Here is a 19,448-nt window from a genome sequence, read left to right as displayed (position 1 = left end):
ACTTGATTTTTCCTAACGCTTTGCCGCAACGGCCCTTTACCCAACTCGCATGAACACCGTGGACGCCCCTGCCCTCCCCACCGCCACCACTGCCGAACTGACCGAGCTGCTGCAAGCCATTGCCGGCCGTTTGAGCGGGGACACGCCCGTGGAGCTCCCCAACTTTGGGGTGGCGCAGAGCCAGGGCGGGCTGCTGCTTTTCAACTGCCACTACGCGGCTTTCACGGGCGACGACCGCTACTACGCCCTGGCCCTGCAACAGCTGGAGCAAGTGCTGACGCGGCTCAACCCGCTCACCTACCAAGCGCACGGGGGCACCAAATACTTCCAGGAAATGGCGGAGCTGGGTGCCCTGCTGGGCTACCTGGTGCGAACCGGCCACCTGGACTGGGAAGCCGAGCCGTTGCTGCGCCAGTTTGACGCCCTGCTTGAAGACCGACTGCACCACTTTCTGGCCATCAAAAACCTGGAAATTGTGAATGGCGCCGTGGGCGTGGGGCAGTACTTCCTGCGCCGCTTGCCGCACACCGACACCGCCCGGCGCGTGCTCACCGCCTTGCTCAACTACCTGCAGGCGGCCCAGGAAGGCGACAAGGACGAGGGCTATTACTGGACGTGTCACCTCATCAAGGAGCCGCGCGTGTACACCGGCCTGTCGCACGGCAGCGCCATGGTTATCAACCTGGTGGCGGCCGTGGCCGAAGCCGGCTACGAGCCCGAGAAATGCGCCCGGCTCCTGCGGTACGCGTCGCGCTTCGTCCTGCAAACCCGCATGGACCCCGCCCTCTTCATGTCCAGCATTCCCATCTGGCGGGGCCGCGAAGAGCCCACCCCCAACCTGTGCCTCATCTACGGCGACCCCGGCACGGCCTACGCCCTGGTGCGGGCCGCCAAGGTGCTCGGCGACGACGCCCTGCTGGCCGAAGCCATTGACATTGCCCTGCTTTCGACCCGGGAAGGGGCCCCGCACGCGCCCTTCGAGCACGACGCCTCGGTGTGGTACGGCACCAGCGGGGCCTACCTCGTGTACGACGCCCTGTACCGGCAAACCGGGGTGGCGGCCTTTGCCACGGCCGGGGCCCGCTGGCTACAGGCCATTCCATCCCAAGCCGTATTCCAGAACGAGGACCTCAATTTCAGCACCAACTACCACCGGGTGAGCCATAACCCATTGGTGCAGTGGGGATTCAATTTTGGCTTGGTGGGCATCGGGCTCACCCTGCTCCATGCCCTGTCCGAGCAACGGCTGCCGCTTGACGAGTTTATCTGGCTCGCCTAATCTTTTCCTGCCTTCCGCCATGACTGCTATCAACTTCCCGCACTACCGCCAGCACGACGTAATGGACTGCGGCCCCACCTGCCTCCTGATAATCAGCAAGTTCTATGGCAAATTGTTCAACATCGAAAAAATCCGCGCCTTCAGCCAGATAGGCAAGACGGGCGTGTCGCTGCTCGGCATCAGCAAGGCCGCCGAAACGCTGGGCATTCAGGCCATCGGCGGCAATATGACGTTCGAGAAGCTCGCTGAGCAGGCCGTGCTGCCCTGCATCGTGCATTGGCGCAAAAACCACTTCGTGGTGCTCTACAAGGTGAAGCGCAACAAGGTGTACGTCTCGGACCCGGCCAGCGGCCTGCACACCTACACCCGCGAGGAATTCCTCAACAACTGGGCCTACACCACCCTCCACGGCAAGGCCGCCGGCATCGTGATGTTGCTCAGCCCCATGCCGGCTTTCTTTCAGGCCGAAGACGACGTGCAGCCCGCCAACGCCGGCATCAGCCAGCTGCTAGGCCACATCTGGCAGTACAAAGCCTTGGTGCGGCAGCTGTTGGCCGGCCTGGTGGTGGGGGCCCTCATCCAGCTGGTATTGCCGTTCCTCACCAAAGGCTTGGTCGATATCGGCATCCGGGGCCACGACCTCAACTTCGTGTACGTCATCCTGTTCGGCCAGCTGCTCATCACGCTGGGCCAAACGTCGGTCGAGTTGATTCGGGGCTGGATACTGCTCCACGTCACGGCCCGCGTCAACGTGGCCGTGCTTTCCGACTTCCTGCACAAGCTGCTGCGCCTGCCGCTCTCCTTTTTTGACACCAAGCTCAACAGCGACATTTTACAGCGCATCGAAGACCACCGGCGGGTGGAGGCCCTGCTCACCGGCAGCTCGCTCAACACCCTGTTTTCGATGATAACCTTCAGCGTGTTTGGCTGCATCCTCTATGCCTACAACCCCAACATCTGCTGGATTTTTATGGGCGGCAGCGCCCTCTACTTCGCGTGGATTTACCTGTTTCTGGCCCGCCGCAAGCAACTCGATTTCAAGCGCTTCGAGATATCGGCGCAGAACCGGGCCAAGACCCTGCAGCTCATCAGCGGCATCTACGAAATAAAAATCAACGATTGCGGCACGCAGAAAATCTGGGAGTGGGAAGGCATCCAGGCCCGTTTGTTTCGCTTCAACGTGCAGTCGTTGGCCCTGAGCCAGTACCAGCAGGTGGGCTCCACGTTCATCAACCAGGCCAAGAACATTTTCATCCTCTTCTTGGCCGCGCGCCTCGTCATGAACCAGCAGATGAGCCTGGGCGACATGATGGCCATCCAGTTCATTGTGGGCCAAATGAACAGCCCCATTGCCCAGCTGGCGGCCTTTTTGCAAACTTACCAGGACGCCAAAATCAGCATGGAGCGCCTGGGCCAGGTGCAGGCCCTGGTGGAGGAGGAAGACCCCCACAAGGACTACCAGGCAACGTTGCCCGCCGGGCGCAGCCTCACGTTGCGCGACGTGTCGTTCGTGTACCCCGGCGCGGGCAACAAGCCCACCCTTCGGCACTTGAGCTTCGAGGTGCCGGAGGGCAAAACCACGGCCATCGTGGGAGCGAGCGGCTCGGGTAAAACGACCTTGCTCAAGCTGCTGCTGCGCATCTGCCACCCTTCGGATGGACAGGTGCTGGTGAGCGAAACTGACGTGGACCGCATCAGCCCCCGCCACTGGCGGCAGCACTGCGGCGTGGTGATGCAGGACGGCTTCATCTTTTCCGACACCATCGGCAATAACATTGCCCTGGATGCCGAACACCGCGACGAGGCGGCCATCAACCGGGCCCTGCATGTGGCCAACCTCGACCAGTACGTGCGCGGCCTCCCGCTGGGCCTGCACACGAAAATCGGGGAAGACGGCAAGGGCCTGAGCGGCGGCCAGCGCCAGCGCGTGCTCATTGCCCGCATGGTGTACAAAAACCCCGACTACATCTTCCTCGACGAGGCCACCAGCGCCCTGGACGCGCACAACGAAAAAGTGATAATGGAGCGCCTCAACGCGTTTTTCGAGGGCAAAACCGTCCTCATCGTGGCCCACCGCCTGAGCACGGTCAAAAACGCCGACAACATCATTGTGCTCAACGACGGCCAGGTGACCGAGCAGGGCAGCCACGAAGAACTGGTGAGCCAGCGCGGCTACTACTTCACTCTCATCAAAAACCAGCTGGAACTGGGCAACTAAGCCCCACTAGTAGCATAACCCATTCTCTCACTTTTTTCCGTAGCGCCATGACGATCCAACTTCAGGTATTTGCCGAAAAACTGTCTGTCCTGGAGCTGCGCCGGCTCACGGCCGCCGACGGCCTCAAAAGCTACAACAGCCAGGCCCTGTTCGGGGCCCTGCTCAGCAACGAGCTGCGCGCCCAGGTTGGCGAGGCCCTCCACCGCGAAACCGACTACATCATCGCCGAGTACTTCAAAGCGGTGCTGCTGTGCCGCGAAAACCAGCTGGAGGCGGCCCTGGCCCAGCTCCAAAGCACCGATGCGTTGCGGCCGGCCCTGCCCCCCAACGCCCTCGATTACGCCACGCTTTTCCGGCTCTCCGCCTGGGGCAACTACCATTACAAGGCCCGCGACGCCGACCGGGCCATCGGCATGCTGCGGGAGGGCCTGTACCTGAGCGCCGACCTGGAGCGCCGCGGTTTCGGGGCGTTTATCTATCGGCGCATCGAGCAGCTGCAGAACATTGCCAATATTCATTTCAAGCAGGGGCACGACGACGAGGCGCACCTCCTGCTGCGCAACGTGGCCACGCTCATGCACTCGGGCCGGAGCAGCGGCTTGCTCATCGACGATTGGGACGCCGCCACCCTGGCTCAAACGCCCATTTTGCGGGAGGGCACCCTGCACGCGGTGCTGCGCCAAATAGCCCACCAGAACATGGGCAGCATGGACCACGCCACGCACGACAACGCGTTCTACCACCGCTTCTTCTACAAAGACCTGCTGGCCCAGCTCGAAACCACTACTTACAACCGGGTGGTGCTTTACAACTGGCTGTACGTGAAAGATTCCTATTTTGAGCAGGGCCCCGCTGCCTTTCTGGAAAACGTACTCGGATTTTTGGCCGACGAAGCCGTTGCGCCTAATTACAATGTGTTAAAAGCCAATTTATTGGCTCAGGTCATCTGGCATAGTCGTCAGGAAGTGCCGGCCGCTGCGCATCAGCCCATCAGCCGTTCCATCCGGGACTTTGCCCGCCACCACATTACCGACCCCGAAGGCCGCGCCATCCGGCTGGCGGCCTAGGGGCGCAACGCCCGGCCAGCGCCCCGGCCCGAACGAGTAGCTTTATGCCAACTACCTACCTGGTTCGGCATGAAATCCGTCTACTCTTTCCATCCGCAGCTTATCCTGCGTACCCCGGCGCGCCCTTTTACGCTGGACATCACGGCTGCAAGCGTGCAGGCCGCCCTCACCGACGACGGGTTCATGGAGGCCATTTACCTGGCCTCGCCCGCGCTACACGCCGAGTGCGGCAAGTGGCAGCGCAACGAGTTGACCGACGCACGAAAGATAGAACGGCTACGCGGCACCCTCACGCGCTACTATGCTCGCTTTATGAGCCGCAGCACGCCATTTGGGCTGTTTGCCGGTTGCTCGGTGCTGGCGTGGGGCGATAAAAGCTGCCTCGAGCTGCGCCCCTGCCAGCACGGGCGCTATACCCGCCTCGACATGCACTACCTCTGCGCCCTAGCCCAGCACCTGGCGGCCCGGCCCGACGTGCAGTCCGGCTTGCGCTTCTGGCCCAATACCAGCCTTTACCACCTCGGCCCGGCCATTCGCTACATCGAGCGGCAGTACGATCTGGACGGCCGCTGCACGCACCAGATTAGCGCCGTTGAAGCGTCCGAAGCCGTGGTACAAGTACTGGCCCTGGCCGAGCAGGGCCGCACCCTCCCCCAACTGGCAGCCGCCCTGCTTGCTGAAAACGACGCCGCCGAAACCGCGGAAGTAGCCAATTTTCTGGCGGACCTCGTGGCGGCTCAACTGCTGGTAAGCGAATTGGAGCCCACCGTCACCGGCGACGAGTTTTTTGTTCACCTACTAGCGGTGGTGCGGCGCTTGGCGGCTCAGGTTTCTGACCCGGCTTTGCCCGCGCTGCTGGCTACCCTGACTGCCGTGCAGCAGGCGCTGGCTCAGCTCGACGCGCCGGGAGCCAACTCCGCCGCCGCATACCAGCGCATTGAGGCGCTGCTTGCGCCACTGGGCGTGCCCGTTGAAGCGGGCAAGCTCTTTCAAACCGATGCCCAGCATGGCTTGGCCGCTGGCCCCAGCCAGAAAGCTGGTTCAACCGCCAGCACCAGCCCGGCCAGCCTTGACGCGGCACTGCAAGGCCCCCTTCTGGAGGCCCTGACAGTGCTTTCCTACCTCTCGGCGTCCCCCGAAAACACCCGGCTCACGGACTTTGCTCGCCGCTTTGAAGAGCGCTACGAGGGGCAAGCCGTGCCCCTGCTCGTTGCCCTCGACACGGAAAGTGGCGTGCCCTATGCCAGCTATGGGCGTAACCGCTACTCGACTTTAGTTCACGACCTGGTCCTACCCGGTGCCGGCCGGGTGCTGCGCCCTGCCTCGTTGAGCGCGGCCCAGCAGTGGCTTCTCCAGCAGTTGCGCGCGGCCGAGCGCACCCGCTGCTATAGCCTCGACCTGACGGCCGCTGGCCTGCGCGCGGCCGGGTTGGCCCCAGGGGTGCTGCCGCTGCCGCCCTCAATGGGAGTGCTGTTTCGCCTCATCGATGGCCACCGAATGCTGCTGGAAAGTGCGGGTGGCTCGAGCGCGGCCAACCTGCTTGGGCGCTTTGTCCACGCCGTGCCAGGCATTGGCCCCCTCATCGAGGAACTGACTGCTCACGAACAAGCGCAGAACCCCGGAGTGGCCTTTGCCGAGATTAGCCACCTGCCCGCCAGCCGCATCGGCAACTTGCTGCAGCGGCCCCACTTCAGGTCCTTCGAAATCCCTTATTTGGCGCAGTCCACCCGGCCGGCCTCCCAGCAGCTGCGCGTGCAGGGCCTCGCGCTGGCCGCGCGCGGCGGCCAGCTGGACCTGCGCGTGGCCGCCACGGGGGAGCGCATCGTGCCCCGGTTGAGCACGGCGCACAACTTTGGCGGCGATATGCTGCCGGTCTACCAGTTCCTGTGCGATTTGCAAACCCAAGGCTTGCAGCCCCACTTGGGCATCGACTGGAAAGCCATTGCCCCGGAGGCGGCCTTTACGCCGCGGCTGACCTGCGGGCCGGTGGTGCTGGCCCCCGCAACCTGGCGCCTGGCGCCGGCCGATTGGGAACCCCTGGCCGCGGCTCCGCTTGCTGGGCGGGCGGCAGCGCTGGCGGATTGGCGGCGGGCATGGCAGCTGCCGCGCTTGTTCACCCTGGCCGATGGCGACAACGAGCTTTTTGTGGATGCCGAAAACGAGTTGTTGGTGGAGGTCTGGCTCGATGCCATCCGCACCCGCCCGAGCATCGTGCTCAAGGAGTTTTTGTTTGATGCGGCGGCCAGCCCCGTGCGCGATGCGGCCGGCCGGCCCTACGTGGCACAGGGGCTGGCCCTGCTGCTGCGGCAGGCCACGTGCTACGTCCCCGCCCCGCCGGCCCCGTCCGAGTCGGCATCGGTGCAGCGCACCTTCACCCTGGGTTCCGAATGGCTCTACTACAAGCTCTACTGCGGCCAATTGGTTGCCGACCGGGTGCTGCTTGATGTACTGCGCCCCCTGGCGGCCGACTTGTGCTCGCGGGGCTTAATCGACACCTGGTTTTTTATTCGCTACGCAGACCCCGACAACCACCTGCGCGTGCGCTGGCACGTGGCCGCGCCCAGCCGGCTGGGCGAAGTGGTGGGCTTGGTGAGCGAGTACCTGGCCGCCGTCAGCGGCCCTTCCGGCGTTTGGAAAATTCAGGCAGACACGTATAACCGGGAATTGGAGCGCTACGGCCGCCGCAGCATCGGCGCTACCGAAATGCTTTTTGGCTACCAGAGCCAGGCGCTGCTCGCCCACATGGCCCAAGCCGATGCCGAGGGCACCCTACCCGGCCTTTGGCTGTGGGGACTGACGGCGCTGGACGAGCTGCTGACTGCCTTTGGCTACCCGCTGGCGCGCAAGCTGGCGCTGCTGGCCCGCCTGCGGGCGGCTTTTGCCCAGGAGTTTGGCATGACCAAAGCCCTGCGGCAGCAGCTCGATGCCAAATACCGAACCCAACGCGCCGCCATGCAACTGGCCCTGGGTGAGGCCGAGGCGCCGCCCGCCCCGGAGTTGGCCGCCGCCGTGCAGCCGTTGCTCGCGCTGGAGGCCGCCGGCGAACTCGAAGTACCTCTGGATGAGCTGTTGGCCAGCTATGCGCACATGCTCCTCAACCGCCTGCTGCCCGCCGAGGCCCGCCTGCACGAACTCGTGCTCTACGATTTTCTGCACCGGCATTACCAAGCCTGCCAGGCGCGGGCAGCGGTTTAGGCACAAGGCCGGGCGCGGACTATTTGCGGCCACTGCCCATGACCTTTTCCTGCAGCGCTTCAAAAAATGCCGTGCGGTAGGTTTCGCCCAGCGGGACGTAGGCCTTCATGCCCTTCAGCAGAATCTGGTTGCCGTCCAGGGCCCGGATTTTGTCCAGCGACACGATGTACGACTTGTGCACCCGCATGAACTGCTTGCCCGGCAATCGGTCCTCCAGGTCTTTGATGTTTAACAGCGTGATGATGCGCTCGGTGCTGGTGTTGATGGAGACGTAGTTCTTCATGCCTTCCACAAACATGATTTCATCGAAGTCAACCTTCGTCATCTTGCCCTTGCTCTCCGTCTTGACGAAGATGTAGGTATCGGGCTTTTCTTCGGGCTGCCAGCGCGCCGCCGGCTCAATGGCCGTGTTGAGGGCCTTTTGGGCAGCTTTCAGGAAGCGCTCGAACGCAATGGGCTTGAGCAGGTAGTCGAGCACGTTGAGTTCGAAGCCTTCGACGGCAAATTCGCTGTAGGCCGTGGTCAGGATAACGCGCGTGCGGCCGGGCATGAGCCGCATGAGGTCCAAGCCCGAGAGTTGGGGCATGTGGATGTCGAGAAACAGCAAATCCACGGGCTGGTTTTGCAGAATGCCCAGCGCCTCCAGGGGGTTGCTGCTGCTGCCCACCAACGTTAGGAAGGGCGTTTTGTCAATAAAAGCGCGCAGGATATCGATGGCGCTTTGTTCGTCATCAACCAGAAAACAGGTAATCATGGGTAGAAAGGGTAGGAACTACAGGGTGATGGTCAGGGTGCAAACGTAATAAGCCGGTTCGTCGCTGATTGTTAGGTGGAACCGGCCTTCGTACATCAGTTCGAGCCGGCGTTGGGTGTTGACCAGGCCAATTCCCATGCTCTTTTCTTTGGGCCCGTCGCGTTTCTTATTGCGAACCATGAAGGTGAGCTCGCTCTGCACCACCGCCAACCGAATGGTGAGCGGGTCCGCGGGGTCGCTGAGGTCGCCGTGCTTGAAGCAGTTCTCGACGAACGTGATGAGCACCAGGGGAAGAATCATCAAAAAATGAATGTTGCCCGATACCTCGAAATCTATCTGCAGCTGGTTGTTGAAACGCAACTGGTTGATGGCAATGTAATTGTGCAGGTGCTTGACTTCCTGGTCGAGCATCACCTTTCCTTGGTGGTCTTCGCTCAAGGCATAGCGCATGGTTTCGGAAAGCAGCAAAATGCCTTTGGCTGCATTTTCGGAGTGCGGATACACTTGGGCGTAAAGAAAGTTGAGCGTGTTGAAGAGGAAATGGGGGCTAATCTGGCTTTTGAGAAAGGCCAGGTTGGCTTCCATCAGGCTGCGCTCGGCCACGCGCAGTTGCTGCTCCTGGGCCCGCTTTTGCTGCTCCACCCGGATGGCGTTGCGCGCAAACCAATACCCCATGCTGGCAAACTGAAAGAACGTGCCCCGGTACACGGCCAGCAGCCAATACCCCCGGTAGGAGTACGTCAGCCCCGGCGCGGGTGCCCCCAGGGCCGGGGCCAAGTGCAGGTAAAGTTCGCAGCGCACCACGCCGTAGGCGGTTAGTAGCACAACCACGGCGGGCAGGTAGCGCCAAATCCAGTGGCCCGACTGCTTGTAGAACCACGGCAGCAACCAGTTGCTGTTGGCGTAAAACAACGCCGCGTTGAGCAGGTAGGTGGCCACGATTAGCCAGGCGTTGTACTCCGCGCCGCCGGTAAAAAACAGAGTGGCTTGCTCGTAGCCAAAAAAGCCCAGCCAGGCCAAGGCATGGTACAGAACGGGTTTTGCGGCCTTCGAAATAGGTTGCACGAAGCCAAGGTACGCACCGGGCCGCCAGCAACACGGGGATTGCAAAGGGCCTTGATACGGCCCAAGACGTGCTTTTAGTCCCGCGAAAAAGGGTGTTGGTGTAATACTTTTTACCGAGCCGAGGGCCGCAACTATGTTTGTTTCAGGCAACGCAAAAACGCGGCGCCATCTCTTTTCAACCCTTATTTAATGTCTATGAAAACCCTGCAATCGGCCACCGCATTCAAACTCAAAAAATTGGTTGTTACGCGTTTCACCGCCACTTCCACGAATGCAAAGCATGCCAGCAGTTCCATATTCACGAGCAGCATTATCTCGCTAAGCCAAGCGGTATAGCCCGCACACAACGAAGCTTGCGTTGCTCGCGGGCTCGTTGGCAAGTATTCGTTTTGGCCGGGTCCCGGCATGCCCTTGTTGCCGCCCACGCTTAGTCCCCAATACCCGTGCTTTTCTCCGGTCCCCCCATTGCTCTTTCGCCCGGTGGAACGGCATCTGCCAAGCTTCCCATGTCCTCGTCGCCCAGCTTGGCGCAGAGCTGGCACCTCCTTCACCGCCTGCTGGCCCAGCCCACGAAGCCGCCCTATTTGCTGTCCGAGGCATTGGGGCGGGCCACCTATCACTACAGCGTGTACAAAGCTTTTGGGCAAGCACCGGATGCGGCGCTTGCCCAAAGCATGCTGCAGCATGCGGGCGGGCAGATGGCCGGGTGGCTTCTTCCCGGTTGCGCCTGGCCCACCCGCCAACTCGACCAGGCCTGCGCCGCGGCTTGGCTGAGCGCGGGCTTTGCGGCCGATGGCTTGGCGCAAGCCCCCGTGCCGGCCCTGCTGGCCGCCCTCGACCCTGTGATGGAACAGGAAGCGCTGCGCCTACGCGCGCAAGCCGCCGGTGGCCGCAACTTTGCCCGGGTGGTGCGCTACTTCGGCTTGCGCTCGCCCCTCGCCCAGGCGTACTTGGCACCGCTGCTGGCCCTGCCGTTTGCGTCGCTGGTTTCTTCCGAAGCCCTGCCGCTGGGCCTATCCGACGGCTTGGCCGCTGAGCTACGAGTGCTTCTGTGGCTCCAGCAGGCGGGCCTGTCAACCCCGGGCACCCTGGAGCAGCTACGCCGGGGCATTCGCTACTTGCTGGCCCTGCGGCGGGAGGTTGATTTTGGCGACCAGAAATACGCGGTATTTCCCTACCAAGTACAGGGCCCCTTCCTCGAACCTTGTTTCAGTGCCGCTCTTGGCTGGCCGCACGGCGACCTCGGGCAGGCGTTGCTGCTTTATGAAGCTCATTCCCTGCTGCGCGACGCAGAACTGGCCCGCATAGCCGAGCTGGTCGGCCTCAATACCCTGCTGCGCACCACGCGGGAGGCAACCGGAGTCGCTTCCTCCCAGTTATACCAGGGGGCAGCCGGGGTGGCGCACCTCTACCGCAAGCTTTACCTAGCCAGCGGGCAGCCGGCTTACCAAACGGGCCAAGAGTATTGGCTCACCCAAACCCAACAGTGGCTACACCAAGAATTAGCCACTGGATTTTATGAGAGCTGCGAATGGGAACTGCCCCGCGGCCTACTAGGCGTGGGCTTGGTGCTTTTGTCCGCAGTGGCCGGGGAAGCACCGGAATGGGATGCCATGCTGCTATAGTTTAAGCTTGGCAACACTAGCCTGTCTGGGGTCCTCTCAGAAAACGGAAAATAACTCATGTAAAGAAATTTGACCGAAAAGCTGGCATAAAACTCAACCTGTCGACTTGGCTCCTGCAGCTTTCCTACGGCTATGAATGACGACGCCCCGATGGCATAGGTATTTGTAGAGCGTAACCTTGGAAATGCGTAGGCGCTGAGCAGTTTCATTCACGCCCGATTTCTGTTCACGATAGAATGTCTCGACGACGATGGTCGTACGCTCTGCTTCTTTTGATAGCCCCCACCGGCGACTATCCGCCCCGCGCCCGCGCCGCGGCCAGTCCGACATTGGTCCGTTCTCGAATCAGCTCCCGCTCAAATTCGACCAACGAGGTAAATAGGTTGAATACGAGCTGCCCGCCGAGTTGGTATCGATGGCATGGGTGAGTGAAACTAGGCCCACGCTGAGAAATTCCAGCTCCGCCACCACGTCCAGCAAATGCTTCGACGAGCGGCCCAGTCGGTCCAGTTTGTAGACGTAGGCCGTATCGCCGGGACGCAGATGGGCCAACATATGGTCCAGTTCCGCTTGTGCTTTGGTAGCCCCGGACGCTTTTTCCTGAAAGATGGTTTCGCACCCAGCCTTGTGTAAGGCGTCGAGCTGTAGTTCCAGGTTTTGGTCGCCTCCGATTTAGATGTCACGACTCAGCAAGCGGCCGATATGTTATCAGGTTGCCGCTTAACGTTCCCCGGCCCCGTCTGGTCAAGCTGCTGGAGCAGGGGGCGCTCCCCTTTAAGAAGGTAGGCAGTCACCGTCGGGTTCTGCTGGAGGATTTGCTCGCGGGGTTCTCGTTACAATGGGATACTGTTGGCGAATTGGTTTTAAGCCATTGCCTAAGGAATTAATCGCTTGAAGGCGGCCTGACGCGTCTGGGCCAACGGCATTTCGTTTAACCAGTTAACGATACGGCACAGATTCATCGCCGTCGCGATAAAGACGTGCTGCAAATGCGTTTTGGCCAAGCCCATGTAGCGCGAACGGCGCATGCCAAAGCCCCGGACTCCTTGCGAGAGGGTGCCTTCAATGCCAGCCCGCTGATTGTACAGCAGAGGCCAGTCTGCCTGACTGTCTCGGGCGCGGGCCGCTTGCAAGGCGTGGTATGGGGCATCGGCGCGCAGCTTAATGGCTCGGCGTTTCATGCGCGTACACTGTGCGCGCACGGGACAGGGCCCGCAGTGCTTCCGAGAAAACTTGATAAACACGCGGGGTTGGCCTTTTTCCAGCGTCTTAATCCAAGATTGCGACGGATGCCCCTGGGGACACGTGGCTTGCTGCGCGTCCCAGTCTACCTTAAAATCCGCCGCCGCATACCCTTGCCCCGCGAGCGCCTGCCACTTCTGGTCCTTCCGAGCGGGCCCCACCAACTCCACGTGGTGGAGTTGCTGACTCTGGACGAGCAACTCGGCGCTCACATAGGCGGTGTCGACCAACTGCTGCGATGGCAGCAACGACTTGTCTGCTAATCCCTGCTGAATATTAGGCAAGGTCGTCGAATCCGCCTCGGTGCTGACGGTTGTGGCGACTTGCGTAATCAGATGCGGTTGGTCGGCTTCGCAGGTTTCGCTCAAATGGACTTTATAGCCCACCCACGTCGTGGTGCGTTTGCGACTAAAACGCGCTTCTATATCGTAGGGAGAGCTGATGAGCTGCGCGGAAGGCGGCAACTCGTCCTGGTTCTCCACGCGCCAGAGGAGCTGACCGTCCACCACCCGAAACTGTTGGAGCCAGACCCGGCGTAGGATGTCCACGGCCGGCAGTTGCCACAGCCAGGCAGCCTGGTCATCCTGCGCTATTCGTTCCAGGAGCCACCAACCGTCCTGCCCGACTTGCTGCGCGTAGGCTTCCCGCTGCGGTTTGGTGTGCGGCAGGCGATACTCCTCGGCTCGGGGACCGTACCGGGCGGCCCACTCCGGTTGCAGCTGGCGGGCTAACCAATCGGGCAAGAGGGTAGCCAAGCTATTGAGGGTAAAGCGCATCGTTTCCCCCACGCACTCCACGCGGTTCATATCCCGGACACGCGCCAGCACATGCGTCGAGTCCGTTCGCTGCTTGCCCCCGGCTTTCAGCCACTGGTGGTCCTGGCAACAGCGCAGCAGGTGATTAAGTAAGCGTTCCTCGGCCTTGCCGGTCACTAACCGCTGCCGAAATTCAGAGAGAATGCTAAAATCAAACCCGGCATCGGTCAACTCCAAGCCCAGCAGATATTTCCAATCAATGCGACTGCGCACGGCATCGGCCGCTTGGCGGTCGGAGAGGTTTTCCGCAAATTGCAGCAGCGTCACCAGCGCCAACTGCCAGGGAGCCTGTGCCGCTTGCCCCCGCGCTGGAAACAGGTCGGCAAACAGGGCATCGTCGTACAGCGTGCCCAAGGCATCGCGTAGCTTCATATAGCAATTGCCACGTGGGAAAGCCGCCCGCGCGACCTGGCGCGTTTGGGGCGGAACAGGCGCGCTGGGTTGGGGGTGTAGGCTCATCATTAGAAGCGGTTAAGATGCCTCCGAAAATAGCCTTTCTATCCCAAAATGAATTCGCCAACAGTATCCCGTTGTAACGAGAACTCCCCTGTAAGCTCAGTCGATGGCGTTGCCGCCCTTTAGCACAAGGGCTTCACTCAGCTCGTCATCGGAAGCGAGGGCAATGAAGGCGAGGTGCTTGATTTTGTTGACGACATCGATGTCCATACACAGGGCTAGCGCGGTAGCTTGACTACTGCACCAGCAAAATTAGCCGAATTTCGGAAGCGCTGCTGACAGGAATGGTAACACCAGTAACACTGGTAATAATAGTAATACTGGTAACATAGGTAATGCCAGTAACACTGGTAACACTGCTGATAACAGCTTTGAAAGCCAAGCCGGCCGACTTCTACTGCCTGAGCCAATCGTGAGCCAATTTGCCTGTTAAAAAAAGCACCTTCACGGCGCTCATTTAAGGGTTTGCACTTGGGTGCCGGCGCGTGGTGAGCCAATCATGAGCCTATCAACGGGTACTCAGTCCCGGCTCCGCGGGTCCGAGCTTTTTGCAGGTAGCTGCCCTTCTCCAACTCGCCCAGGCAGCGCGTGGCCGTGAGCTTGCTCACGCCCAACTGCTGCGCCACGGCGTTGGTGAGGCGGCCGTGCTACCCGGCATACAGCAGCCCCGGAACCAGGTCAGCGCGCACGCCCTGCTGCTAGCATTCCGCTGGTGGGCTGGTGGCCGCTTGCAACTCGGCCACGCTGAGGGAGGCCAGCGGAAGGGCAATAGCCAGGCCTGACCCGTGCACCACCTCATTGGCCCATGCCGCCAAGTCTGCCGCGTACACCATCCGCTGCCCGGCGCTATTCTGATACACCGTCTTGCCTTCCATGAACACGGCCAGGTTGGAGCGTAATGCCGCCGGAATGTCGGAAAAGGCTTGGTCGGTGGAGGCCGCAAGCAGGGACTTTAAATAGGTGCGCAGGGCTAGATAAGCCGTGGGGTATTCAAATGGCATGAGGTAAAAGCAGGAATCCACTACAAAGTACTTCGTCTAAATGTAGGCCCTATAGGCCTGTTTGGTGATTTAGAAGGTTTTCAATTAGAGTAACACTGATAACATAGGTAATACAAGTAATACCAGTAACATTCGGTTGCGTATGTTTACGGCATGAGCAAGATTCTGGCGTTTACAAACCAAAAGGGGGGGGTCGGCAAAACCACGTCCACGGCCAACGTTGGGGCGGGCCTCGCCCGGGCCGGCCAGCGGGTGCTGCTGGTGGACCTGGACCCGCAAGCCAATCTGACCAAGGGCCTGGGCCTGGTCGATGCCGAGCAGAATGTTTACGGCGCCCTGCTAGGCGAGTACCGCCTGAAAGCCTATTCGCTGCACGAGAACTTAGCGCTGGTGGCCGGCTCCCCGGCTTTGTCGGGCTTTGAGAAGGTCAAAGGCGACGAGCTGGACCGCGAGTTTCTGCTAAAGGAATTGCTCGAACCCGTGCGCGAGCGCTGCGACTATATCCTGCTGGACTGCCCGCCGGCCCTGGGCTTGGTCACGCTGAACGCCTACGCCTGTGCCCAGGCGCTCTACGTGCCGCTGGAAGCCCAGATGTATGCTGCCGACGGATTGGAGAAAGTGTTGGAACTGGTCGGCCGGGTGCGGCGGCGGCTGAACCCCGAGTTGTCGGTAGGCGGCATCTTTTTCACCCGCCACGACGGCCGTAAGGTGCTGCGCCGCGAAACGGCGGAAGAACTGCGGACGCTCTATCCGGGGCTGGTGCTGACCAGTTTCATCCGCGAGAGCATTGCCTTAGGCGAAGCGCCGCACCTCGGCCAGGACATCTTTACCTACGCCCCGCAAAGCGCCGGGGCGGCCGACTACCAGGCGCTGGTAGCCGAAATTCTCACCAGCTAATCCGTTCGCTTTTCATGGCCAAGACCTTCAAAAACCTGCCCCGCCCCGGTGAGCCGAACGCGCCCAAGCCCACATCCGAACGCGACTTTTTTGACCTTAGCGACGAGCCAGCACCCGCGAAAAAGCCCACTGAGCAGCTGAAATCGGTGCGTAGTACCGATAACATAGGTAATACGAGTAACATGGGTAAAACTGGTAATACCAATGAAGTAACCGATGCCATTTCCCCATTCCCATCCCTTGCCACTAAGACTGCACCGGATGGGGTACGTCAAACATTTGTACTGAGCCGGGGCCACTTGGAGCAATTGCGCGATTACGTCCATGCCCGCCGCGCCCAGGGAGAGTATACCTACTCCCAGAAGCAAGCCCTGCAGGAGGCCTTGGAGTTGCTCTTTGCTGGCGCTGCCCCGGCCCCACCCCGGCCGGCCCAGGCGCGGGAGCAAGAGCAACAGCGCCGGCAGCGTATCCAGCAGGGACGACGGCCCGAAAGCAATGAGTAGTTAAAGGGTTAAGCCTTTTTTGTCAAGTTTTTACTAGAGAGTGTGGACAGTAAGGGGTAGTTTTGACGCATGCGCCGCCACGAATTAAGTGAACACGAATGGAAAGCCGTCGAACCCCACACGCTGGGCCGGTTGAGTCGAGGGCGCGACAACCGCTTGTTTGTCAACGCGGCGCTGTACCGGGTGCGAACGGGTATTTCGTGGCGCGACCTGCCCGAGCGGTTCGGCCCCTGGAACACGGTGGCGCGGCGCTTTCGCCGCTGGGCCCAAGCCGGCGTGTGGGAAGCGCTGTTTCAGGCCGTGCAGGAGCCCGACTACGCCTGGGTGCTGGTCGATTCGACCACGGTCAAGGCCCACAAAGCCGCCGCGGGGCAAAAAAAAGCACGCCCGCGGCCGAAAGCTTAGGCCGTAGCCGGGGCGGCTTTTCCACCAAGTTGCACGCCGTGGTCGACGCGCTGGGCAACTGCTTGCACCTGGTGCTGACGCCGGGCCACTGGGCCGACTGCAGGCAACTGCCCGCCTTGCTGAGCGCCTTGCGCCGTTCGCCCGGCGCCGTGGTCGCCGACAAAGCGTACGACACCAATGCCGTGTTGCAGGCCATTGGAAAATGCCACGCCGAGCCCGTCGTTCCGCCCAAAACCAGCCGCAACGAGCCCCGGGCGTACGACCAGAACCTCTACGCGGACCGCAACAAGGCCGAGCGCTTCTTTGGCCGCCTCAAAGAAGCCCGAGGGTTGGCCACCCGCTACGAGAAAACGGCCGCCTCCTTTTTAGCCACCGCCCACCTGCTCGCCGCACTCGATTGGCTACGCTAACTGTCCACACACCCTAGTAAAAACTTGACGATTTGTGATTGGAATGGATTTGCCAAGGCTTCGTTAGGCCACCAATCGGAAAAAGCCCAGGGACGCGCTGTAAACGACGCGGCAGGCGGGGTAGCCTGAAAACATCGTTAGCGTCGCACAGCGGTCCGTTGCTGGCTTTTTGAGTATCTGTTGAGGGATTAGGGAGTTGATTGATAGAGTTAGGTTGATGCCCAAACTTCATTTGGGCCTTCTTCTAGCAGCGGGGGAATAAAATTACGCTAAGCCTTTCCCGGCAGTCGTGCCATCAGGTAAGCGTTGCCTGCAAGTGCTTGTGGCAGCGTTTGACGCTGGAGGGGCTGATGCCGGCCGGACCGAACCGCCAGCCGGCATTCATTGCGTCGGCGGTGGTTCGCTGGGGCCACCCAACGGGCGCCGGCAGCGGGCCACTTTGCCCGCGAAACCACCTAACGCCCCGCCCGCGCGGGAGCTCAGGGGAAGGGCGTTACGGGTTGCCGTCGCAGCGGTCGGGACGGCCGGGAAACGGAAACTGCTGGTTTTGTTGCTATTTTGCCCCGCTCACCCCTTGCTTTTCCCTATCTCAATGAAACGATGCCTGCTGCCCGCGCTGCTGCTTTTCCTCATTGCCTGCAAAAAAAACGAAGCCCCGCCCGACCCAGCGGCCAACTACGGCCGCCCGATTGTCGGCACGTGGGCCCTGCAAACCGTTCGCGTCCACGCGACCTACCTGGGCAGCGCGCGCCCCGACACCGACGTTGTTTCCGCCTACCCCGCCGGCTCCGACCTCACGTACGACGCCGGCGGCAACGTAACGCGCGCCTCGAACGGGGCGCAGGTCGTCATCGCTACCTACACGCTCCGCGGCACGACGCTGACAACCACTTACCCGGGCTACCCGGCCGCCGCCGACCACGTGTCCGAACTGACGGCGCAGAAGCTGGTGGTGATTTCCACCAGTGAAAACGGCGGGATTCGCAGCGTCGTAACGAAGACTGCCACCCGCTAGCACGTGCCGAACGGCCCAGTTTGTCCGGCGGCGTGCCCCGGCAGGGATTGGTCTCCTTGTTGAGCGTCGGCGCAAGTCTTCTGCTAGTGAAGAAAATTAAAACGACTTTTTGCACGAGCCGGGATGTTGCCTGGGTTGCGGGCGGTAGCAAAGACGTCCGGCGCGCCACAGCGGCTTCTTCGCTGTGCTGTTCAAAAGAAGGGGCTGCAGCCGATCGGGCTCTCCGGTGTCAGGGGCAGGCGCGGGGCGGCTGGGATACCGCACTGCCCCCGGGCGGGCCGTCTGAGCGCACAACACGGCATTGGTCATCTGTGCCGTTATGCACCTGCGCCGTCAAAAATGACGGGCTGAAAAGAAAGCCTCACGCAAAGCGTCCTTTTGCTGTTGTCATGAACATGTGCTCGCTTTTCACATTGCCAACTTTATCTAAAGTGCCAGCAGGTCATTGTTTCCCGGGCGTACCTGTTATCCACCACACTGGTAAATCAAGTTTGAATTATAACACTTTATTTTGATAATAAAAATAGGAAAATATATTTATTATTGTTGCCTATTGGAAAGTTCACTGCGGCGCTGTTGTTTTGAATCCGTAACCGCTCGTTCCTTCACCGGCCGGTTGTATTATCCTGTCCAGCACTGTTTCCACACTTGCTGGCTATCCACTGCAGTCCCTTTGCTGCTCGTGAGTCCCCGGTGTTTCCCGTTCTAGGGAAACCGGGCGCGCACGCTGCGGGCCCGGTCGGCCTATTTTTGGCCCGGCCCCGTGTCTACCCGTTGCTTTACCCCCTATTCCCGTAGGCAGCCGCTTTGCGCGTGCCCTTTACAGGCGCACTTCTGGTTTTCTGTTGGCAAGCCACCCGCGCGCTGGGTGCAGGCATTTTGTTGCCCGATGGCTCAGCGTGGCTGGGGCGCTCGGCCCGCGCAATACCCGCAGCCGGCACGCCGATGAAGCGCGGGGCTTTCACTTCTTTTTCAACCCCTGGATGATAACAACGCTACGTGCTTTTTTTGCAACCGCGGCCCCAACTGGCCCCTACGGCTTGGCTGGTTCTGGGTGCCCCGGTCTCAACGGCTGCGCGGGCGCGGTGCTTGCCCAGCGGTTCGTGCCGGCTTATGCACTGCGCCCGCGCCGACGGACATGCCCCTGCGCCTGCGCATTGCGGCCGACCACACCAACGCGCTTGTTCCCACGGCCCCGCCACGACCGCAGGCCCGCTTCACGGCCGTGGACATCGTGACGTGTTCCGGAGCGTTTCGAGACCAATTGCTGAATATCCCTACTGCATTGCACTTGATGTTTGGGAAGCGGCGGCTCCGCATGCAGGTGCTGGGTGACGGCGATGCCTCGGCCGCGGTGCCTGAACCATGCTTTTGGCCGGAAGGCGGGCAGGTGCGAGACCTTTGCTGCCCGCGTGACCCCACTGGCGGGCCACGCCGCGATGGTCTAGCTGTGGGACGGCGTGCGCCTGGTGCGCGCCCTGCCCGTGCGCGTGGACTCAGA

The 19,448-nt window shown here is 61.3% G+C and carries 14 protein-coding genes and 2 pseudogenes; 10 read left to right on the top strand and 6 right to left on the bottom strand.

Annotated features, from left to right (window positions below):
* The first annotated feature begins 49 nt into the window (after nucleotides 1-49).
* The 4 genes from VF629_RS12380 to VF629_RS12365 all read left to right on the top strand — a co-directional run bounded on the left by VF629_RS12380 (nucleotide 50) and on the right by VF629_RS12365 (nucleotide 7,759).
* The gene (locus VF629_RS12380; protein WP_331058796.1) at nucleotides 50-1,279 is read left to right on the top strand and encodes a lanthionine synthetase LanC family protein; all 1,230 of its coding nucleotides are present in this window, start codon (nucleotides 50-52) and stop codon (nucleotides 1,277-1,279) included.
* Between the two features lie 19 nt (nucleotides 1,280-1,298).
* Nucleotides 1,299-3,497, top strand: coding sequence for a peptidase domain-containing ABC transporter (locus VF629_RS12375; RefSeq protein WP_331058795.1), 2,199 nt, complete (start codon nucleotides 1,299-1,301; stop codon nucleotides 3,495-3,497).
* A 47-nt stretch (nucleotides 3,498-3,544) separates the two neighbouring features.
* Nucleotides 3,545-4,564: a hypothetical protein gene (locus VF629_RS12370; protein WP_331058794.1), complete on the top strand. Its 1,020-nt coding sequence runs from the start codon at nucleotides 3,545-3,547 to the stop codon at nucleotides 4,562-4,564.
* Nucleotides 4,565-4,633: 69 nt separating this feature from the next.
* Nucleotides 4,634-7,759: a lantibiotic dehydratase gene (locus VF629_RS12365; RefSeq protein ID WP_331058793.1), complete on the top strand. Its 3,126-nt coding sequence runs from the start codon at nucleotides 4,634-4,636 to the stop codon at nucleotides 7,757-7,759.
* 19 nt (nucleotides 7,760-7,778) lie between these two features.
* On the opposite strand, the gene VF629_RS12360 is transcribed toward VF629_RS12365, so the two are convergent.
* Nucleotides 7,779-8,513 carry a LytTR family DNA-binding domain-containing protein gene (locus VF629_RS12360; RefSeq protein ID WP_331058792.1) on the bottom strand — a complete coding sequence of 245 codons (735 nt, stop codon included), beginning with the start codon at nucleotides 8,511-8,513 and terminating at the stop codon, nucleotides 7,779-7,781.
* Nucleotides 8,514-8,531: 18 nt separating this feature from the next.
* A complete protein-coding gene (locus tag VF629_RS12355; protein ID WP_331058791.1) occupies nucleotides 8,532-9,578 on the bottom strand; it encodes a sensor histidine kinase in 1,047 nt (348 codons plus the stop codon).
* Between the two features lie 195 nt (nucleotides 9,579-9,773).
* Here VF629_RS12355 and VF629_RS12350 point away from each other — a divergent pair, with 195 nt between their 5' ends.
* Together VF629_RS12350 and VF629_RS12345 are read left to right on the top strand one after the other, a co-directional pair.
* On the top strand, nucleotides 9,774-9,914 hold the full coding sequence (locus VF629_RS12350; RefSeq protein ID WP_331058790.1) for a hypothetical protein: 141 nt from the start codon (nucleotides 9,774-9,776) through the stop codon (nucleotides 9,912-9,914).
* Between the two features lie 170 nt (nucleotides 9,915-10,084).
* Nucleotides 10,085-11,203 carry a lanthionine synthetase LanC family protein gene (locus VF629_RS12345; protein WP_331058789.1) on the top strand — a complete coding sequence of 373 codons (1,119 nt, stop codon included), beginning with the start codon at nucleotides 10,085-10,087 and terminating at the stop codon, nucleotides 11,201-11,203.
* Between the two features lie 292 nt (nucleotides 11,204-11,495).
* Here the strand turns inward: VF629_RS12345 and VF629_RS12340 are convergent.
* The 4 genes and pseudogenes from VF629_RS12340 to VF629_RS12325 form a co-directional block, all read right to left on the bottom strand.
* Nucleotides 11,496-11,812, bottom strand: a pseudogene (locus VF629_RS12340) (recombinase family protein).
* A 266-nt stretch (nucleotides 11,813-12,078) separates the two neighbouring features.
* Nucleotides 12,079-13,719, bottom strand: a complete 1,641-nt coding sequence (locus VF629_RS12335; protein WP_331058804.1) for an IS1182 family transposase — start codon at nucleotides 13,717-13,719, stop codon at nucleotides 12,079-12,081.
* 494 nt (nucleotides 13,720-14,213) lie between these two features.
* Nucleotides 14,214-14,342 (bottom strand): hypothetical protein, encoded by a 129-nt coding sequence (locus VF629_RS12330; RefSeq protein ID WP_331058788.1) that lies wholly within the window; start codon nucleotides 14,340-14,342, stop codon nucleotides 14,214-14,216.
* A 72-nt stretch (nucleotides 14,343-14,414) separates the two neighbouring features.
* Nucleotides 14,415-14,717 (bottom strand): hypothetical protein, encoded by a 303-nt coding sequence (locus VF629_RS12325; RefSeq protein ID WP_331058787.1) that lies wholly within the window; start codon nucleotides 14,715-14,717, stop codon nucleotides 14,415-14,417.
* 153 nt (nucleotides 14,718-14,870) lie between these two features.
* Here VF629_RS12325 and VF629_RS12320 point away from each other — a divergent pair, with 153 nt between their 5' ends.
* The 4 genes and pseudogenes from VF629_RS12320 to VF629_RS12300 all read left to right on the top strand — a co-directional run bounded on the left by VF629_RS12320 (nucleotide 14,871) and on the right by VF629_RS12300 (nucleotide 17,947).
* Nucleotides 14,871-15,614: a ParA family protein gene (locus VF629_RS12320; protein WP_331058786.1), complete on the top strand. Its 744-nt coding sequence runs from the start codon at nucleotides 14,871-14,873 to the stop codon at nucleotides 15,612-15,614.
* Nucleotides 15,615-15,628: 14 nt separating this feature from the next.
* A complete protein-coding gene (locus VF629_RS12315; protein ID WP_331058785.1) occupies nucleotides 15,629-16,117 on the top strand; it encodes a hypothetical protein in 489 nt (162 codons plus the stop codon).
* A 96-nt stretch (nucleotides 16,118-16,213) separates the two neighbouring features.
* Nucleotides 16,214-16,932: pseudogene (locus tag VF629_RS12305) on the top strand (IS5 family transposase); the annotation flags it as partial.
* Between the two features lie 592 nt (nucleotides 16,933-17,524).
* A complete protein-coding gene (locus VF629_RS12300) occupies nucleotides 17,525-17,947 on the top strand; it encodes a hypothetical protein (protein WP_331058783.1) in 423 nt (140 codons plus the stop codon).
* Nucleotides 17,948-19,448 lie beyond the last annotated feature (1,501 nt).

Source organism: Hymenobacter sp. (genome assembly GCF_036388155.1).
GTDB lineage: Bacteria > Bacteroidota > Bacteroidia > Cytophagales > Hymenobacteraceae > Hymenobacter.
Note: the sequence above shows the minus strand (reverse complement) of the source record. Positions and strands in the feature narration are given on the sequence as shown.